5 protein-coding genes and 1 pseudogene are annotated in these 4,665 nt (G+C 55.3%); 2 read left to right on the top strand and 4 right to left on the bottom strand.

Going from position 1 to position 4,665, the window contains the following annotated elements; all coding sequences use genetic code 11:
• The 3 genes and pseudogenes from ACRESJ_RS23260 to ACRESJ_RS23250 form a co-directional block, all read right to left on the bottom strand.
• A pseudogene (locus ACRESJ_RS23260) lies at positions 1 to 216 on the bottom strand (DUF58 domain-containing protein); the annotation flags it as partial.
• A 5-nt stretch (positions 217 to 221) separates the two neighbouring features.
• The gene (locus ACRESJ_RS23255; protein ID WP_057398116.1) at positions 222 to 1,181 is read right to left on the bottom strand and encodes an AAA family ATPase; all 960 of its coding nucleotides are present in this window, start codon (positions 1,179 to 1,181) and stop codon (positions 222 to 224) included.
• 286 nt (positions 1,182 to 1,467) lie between these two features.
• Positions 1,468 to 1,821: a hypothetical protein gene (locus ACRESJ_RS23250; RefSeq protein WP_431759997.1), complete on the bottom strand. Its 354-nt coding sequence runs from the start codon at positions 1,819 to 1,821 to the stop codon at positions 1,468 to 1,470.
• A gap of 329 nt (positions 1,822 to 2,150) precedes the next feature.
• Between ACRESJ_RS23250 and ACRESJ_RS23245 the strand changes: the two genes are divergently transcribed.
• The gene (locus ACRESJ_RS23245; RefSeq protein ID WP_431759996.1) at positions 2,151 to 3,995 is read left to right on the top strand and encodes a S8 family serine peptidase; all 1,845 of its coding nucleotides are present in this window, start codon (positions 2,151 to 2,153) and stop codon (positions 3,993 to 3,995) included.
• A 206-nt stretch (positions 3,996 to 4,201) separates the two neighbouring features.
• On the opposite strand, the gene ACRESJ_RS23240 is transcribed toward ACRESJ_RS23245, so the two are convergent.
• Positions 4,202 to 4,543 (bottom strand): hypothetical protein, encoded by a 342-nt coding sequence (locus ACRESJ_RS23240; RefSeq protein WP_431759995.1) that lies wholly within the window; start codon positions 4,541 to 4,543, stop codon positions 4,202 to 4,204.
• 42 nt (positions 4,544 to 4,585) lie between these two features.
• Here ACRESJ_RS23240 and ACRESJ_RS23235 point away from each other — a divergent pair.
• Positions 4,586 to 4,665, top strand: an 80-nt coding sequence (locus ACRESJ_RS23235) for a hypothetical protein (RefSeq protein ID WP_431759998.1), incomplete at its 3' end; no start/stop codon positions are given.

The following is a 4,665-nucleotide window of genomic DNA, read 5'->3' as shown; positions in this document are numbered from 1 at the left end:
CCAGTCAAAGGTGCGCACATCGACGCCGGCCTCATAGACCCGCACCTGATCGAAGTAGACGCCACGGCCGCGCAATTTGGAATGGTGCAGGCCAATCAGCGGGCTGCGCTGGCTCGGCGTGGAAAACATCTGCACTTCGCGCACGCGATGGCGCATCTCGATCAGGTCGGCGAGGCTGACACGGATGCCCGGCTCGGGCGGCAGGCTGACGTTCATCGGGGTCAAGCGACGGCTACGGCGTCGAGAATCCGCTGGACCACCCGGTCCTGATCGATGCCAGCGGCTTCGGCTTCAAAGGAAAGAATGATGCGATGGCGCAACACGTCGAACAGCACGGCCTGGATATCTTCCGGGCTGACGAAATCACGCCCGGCCAGCCAAGCGTGGGCACGGGCACAGCGGTCCAGGGCAATCGAACCACGCGGGCTGGCGCCGTAGGCGATCCACTCGGCCATCTCCGGATCGAACTTGGCCGGGGTGCGGGTGGCCATGACCAGTTGCACCAGGTATTCCTCCACGGCGTCGGCCATGTACAGGCCGAGGATTTCCTTGCGCGCCGCAAAAATCGTCTGTTGGGTAACCCGACGCTCAGGCTTTGCTTCGCCGTTCAGGGCTTCTCCACGGGCTTGCTGCAGAATCCGGCGTTCAACAGTGGCATCGGGAAAGCCGATTTTCACATGCATCAGGAACCGGTCAAGCTGGGCTTCGGGCAGCGGATAGGTACCTTCCTGCTCGATGGGGTTTTGCGTGGCCATCACTAGGAACAGCGGCGACAGCTCATAGGTGCTGCGTCCGACACTGACTTGCCGCTCGCCCATGGCTTCGAGCAAGGCCGACTGAACCTTGGCCGGGGCGCGGTTGATTTCGTCCGCCAGCACCAGGTTATGGAAGATAGGGCCTTGCTGGAACACGAAACTGCCGGTTTCCGGGCGGTAGATTTCCGTACCGGTAATGTCGGCCGGCAACAGGTCAGGGGTGAACTGGATGCGGTGGAACTGGGCTTCGATGCCTTCGGCGAGTTCTTTGATGGCCTTGGTCTTGGCCAGGCCAGGGGCGCCTTCGACCAGCATGTGGCCGTCGGCGAGCAGGGCGATGAGCAAGCGCTCGATGAGCTTTTCCTGGCCGAGAATCTGCGTTGAAAGAAAGGTTCGCAGCGCGAGCAGCGCTTCACGATGTTCCATCGATGACTGTTCCTGCAAAAGGGTGGCCGAGGACGATTGAAATGCGCCAGGGCTGGGGGCGTTACTTTAATCCATCGCGGGGGGCGCCGACTAACGGCATTTTGCGCAAAGTGCGGGAAATGATGGGTGAAATTGTTGGAGGTTCGTTCCATTTCAGTATTGTGGCGGGCTTACTGACGCCATCGCGAGCAAGCTCGCTCCCACAGGGGACCACGCCGTCACTGAGGCATGCAATCAAATGTGGGAGCGAGCTTGCTCGCGATGAGGTCGGAACAGGCGCTGATATTCAGAGCTGGCTAATGAAGGTGCCAGTGCCTTTAAGAATGTTCTGCAAGGTTTCTTCCACTTCGGCCAGATCCGTCATGTCGGCATCAAAGGTGATTTCCAGTACATCGTCACCGTTGAGCGCATCGGCATCAGCCGCGGCAATTTCGATCTTCAGCAGGGAAGGGCTTAGGGTGACTTTCACGCCATCCAGGGTCGAAGGTTCGCCGTCGAGGGTGATTTCCAGCTCGTCTTCATCCGGGTAGCGGCTCATCAGGAACATTTCGCCTTTGTCGCTATGGCAGCAGAGCATGGCCATGTTGTCTTCTTCGTCGTCGCACGGGTTGACGATCAAGAGGGATGTAGTCATTTGCATGGGGGGAATCCTGGCTCGACGAGCGTTGCGAAGACAAACAAAAAGGCGATTCTGCCAGCCTTTGGAACTTTCTGCTCGACCGCATTGGCCAGTCTGAAGCGTTATTGGGGCAACGGCGAAATGTTCGTGCTGGCTCGTTACCCGGAAAAGTTGCCTGTCCAAGAATGACCGGAGAGCATTGACCAGTCGTCGATACTGTAATTTCTGACAGTAGTCAGTCCTTGTTTTTGAGTTTTAGCTGTCATTGAAGCAAAGGATAGTCATTGGTTTTTTTGGATGGGTGAAAGTTATTAAGCGAGCGCCCACGAGACTAACAGGGAGGTGTCTACATGCATTCGATGAACAAGTGGCTGAGCTTTGCACTCTTCTGCGCTGTTTTATCGCCTTTATTGGCCTATGCGGCCGAGCCGGACTTTTCGCATCTGATCATTCTGGTCAAAGAGCAAGGTTCTATATCCGGCGCTCAAGAAAAAGCTGTCGACAGAAATGACCCGTTAAATGAACTCAAGAAGCTTGTGCCGAACGTGAGGCCATTAGTGCCGGTTACCAAGGTACGGCCCAAGGAAGAGTTGCAGGCGTTGCAAAGGCATCGCTTGAATCGTTATTTCATCGTGGATACCCGACCCCTGACGAAAGAGCAGGCTCAAGCATTGGTTCTGAAGTTGAAACAAAACCCTTTAGTGGAGGCGGCTGATTTTGAACCAAAGGTAGACGGCATGCATAAAGATAACGGCGCGCCTGTTGCGAAAGTGGCAAGTAAAAACATTCCAGACTACACGGGGCAACAAAATTATCTGCAAGGGAAAAGTGCGGTCTCTCCGTACAGGATCGGTGGCGTGAACGCCTTGGAAGCCTGGAAGGTTCCGGGCGGCAAAGGTCAAGATATGCGCGTGATCTCCGCGGAAATAGATCATTGGTCGTACGATCATGTTGATTTACCAAAACCCTATCTGGAACTTACAGTCGACGCTGAAACGGGCTCCCATGACACTGCCAGTGCAGGCACGATTGCTTCCCGGGAAAATGGTTTTGGGACTACCGGCATCGTGCCATATTCCAGGCTAGGTTATCTGCAGTGGGGGTCGGATAGACTGCTGGAACTGGCAGACCAATTGCAGGCGGGCGATGTCTTGCAGTTGGGGGTGCAATACGATTACACGCCTTTCAGCGAAGTTGGCTGCACAGATGAATGCCATATGCCACTGGAGTACTACGGCCCGGTGCGCGACACGATTTCCTATCTGACTGAAGAAAAGGGTGTGCACGTGGTGCTGGCTGCGGCCAATGGCAACATCAATCTGGATCATCCTTATTTCAACCGTTATTTTGATCGCAACGTTTTTGACTCTGGCGCAATTTATGCGGGCGCTGTTGATCCAAAGACCGGCCTCAGAGCCGGGTATTCTGAATATGGCAGTCGCGTGGATTTGTTCAGTTGGGGAGAAAATGTGACCACTACCAGCTGGAGTCGGAGCAACCCAACAAAGGGCTATACCCATACCTACGGTGGTACGTCTTCATCCAACCCAATCCTTGCCGGGGTACTTGCTTCTCTGCAAGGGGTAGCACGTGCTAATGGCTTGGGTAATATTCCACCGAAAGTTCTGCGCGAAATTCTCGTTGATACAGGCTACCCGCAAATCAATGGTAATCGCACCGAAATCGGGGTACAGCCTGATTTGGAAGCCGCCATCAAAAAGATGTTGGAAGACGGGGAGGGCAAACCGCCTACAGGACGGCTTGCCGTGCCAGAGGAAGTAGCATCGGGCGAGACATTTAGCGCACATGTCTATGCGGAGTCACCAATAAACAAGCCCCTGACTTATCGTTGGACCGCAACCGGATTCGTGCCTCCGATAGGTAATACGGAAACGATGTTCTTCACTGCGCCGACCGTCACTGCGGATACTAGAGGTACCCTTTCTGTAGACGTTTCTGATGGCACGCATACCATTACGCTAACTGAGTATCTCAATATCAAGGCACCTGCCGGGGGTGGTGAGTGCGGCGACATCCCGGCCTGGGATGCCGGCAAAATTTATGCAGTCTACGGAGAAGAAGTGGCGTTCGAGGGGAAAAAATACCCACAGAACTTCTACAACCAAAACAAGCGACCGGATCTCCATTCAGCGGCGTTTGGCAAGGAATGGCGGCTAGGGGTTGATTGCCCATAACAAGCCACCTGCCGGGTATGTGTTGTTGTCTCTGCCGAAATCTCCAGCTGCCAGGGAGCACTGAAGGATCAGTGCTCTCCCGGCACGCTAGATCATCCCATCTTCGTAGCTCACTGGATCTGGCGCGATCAAGCTTCGTACCCCAAAAAAGCCTCTGCTCATCCGAGCGTCCAAGGCCGCGCAGCGAACACTCAGTGTGTTACCGGTCATTTCTGGTACGCAAGTACCGTAAAACCGGACAGAAAACCGCCTTTTTTCAACACTGCTGCTAGTGTTGTTCGATGCGCATGCCTTTCGCAGCGTGCCGTTGACCGAATATGTCGCAGCACCGCAAGCATGGGCCTTGCCGCACTCGTTAAGCTGCGCAACGGATGAGCACCCGTAAAGACATTGCGCTGCGCGCAGCCCAGTCGTTTTTGCAGATGCCCATTCACGGAAGGTGAATGTGACCTGAGTGTCTCGTCCAGCTTCACCCACCTGTCGCCCTGTTTCCTCTGCCCGAGAATCAGGAACAGGGCGACGGGTAGCCCCGAAAAGGGGTTTTGCACGCGACGCTTCCATCAATAACAAGCCCAAGCGGAGTACCACAGATGGCGTTCTTCACCGCAGCCAGCAAAGCCGACTTCCAGCACCAACTGCAAGCGGCACTGGCGCAGCACATCAGTGAACA

Source organism: Pseudomonas sp. (genome assembly GCF_050739655.1).
Lineage (GTDB): Bacteria > Pseudomonadota > Gammaproteobacteria > Pseudomonadales > Pseudomonadaceae > Aquipseudomonas.
The sequence above is the reverse complement of the archived record's forward strand: the minus strand, read 5'-3'. Positions and strand labels throughout refer to the sequence as shown.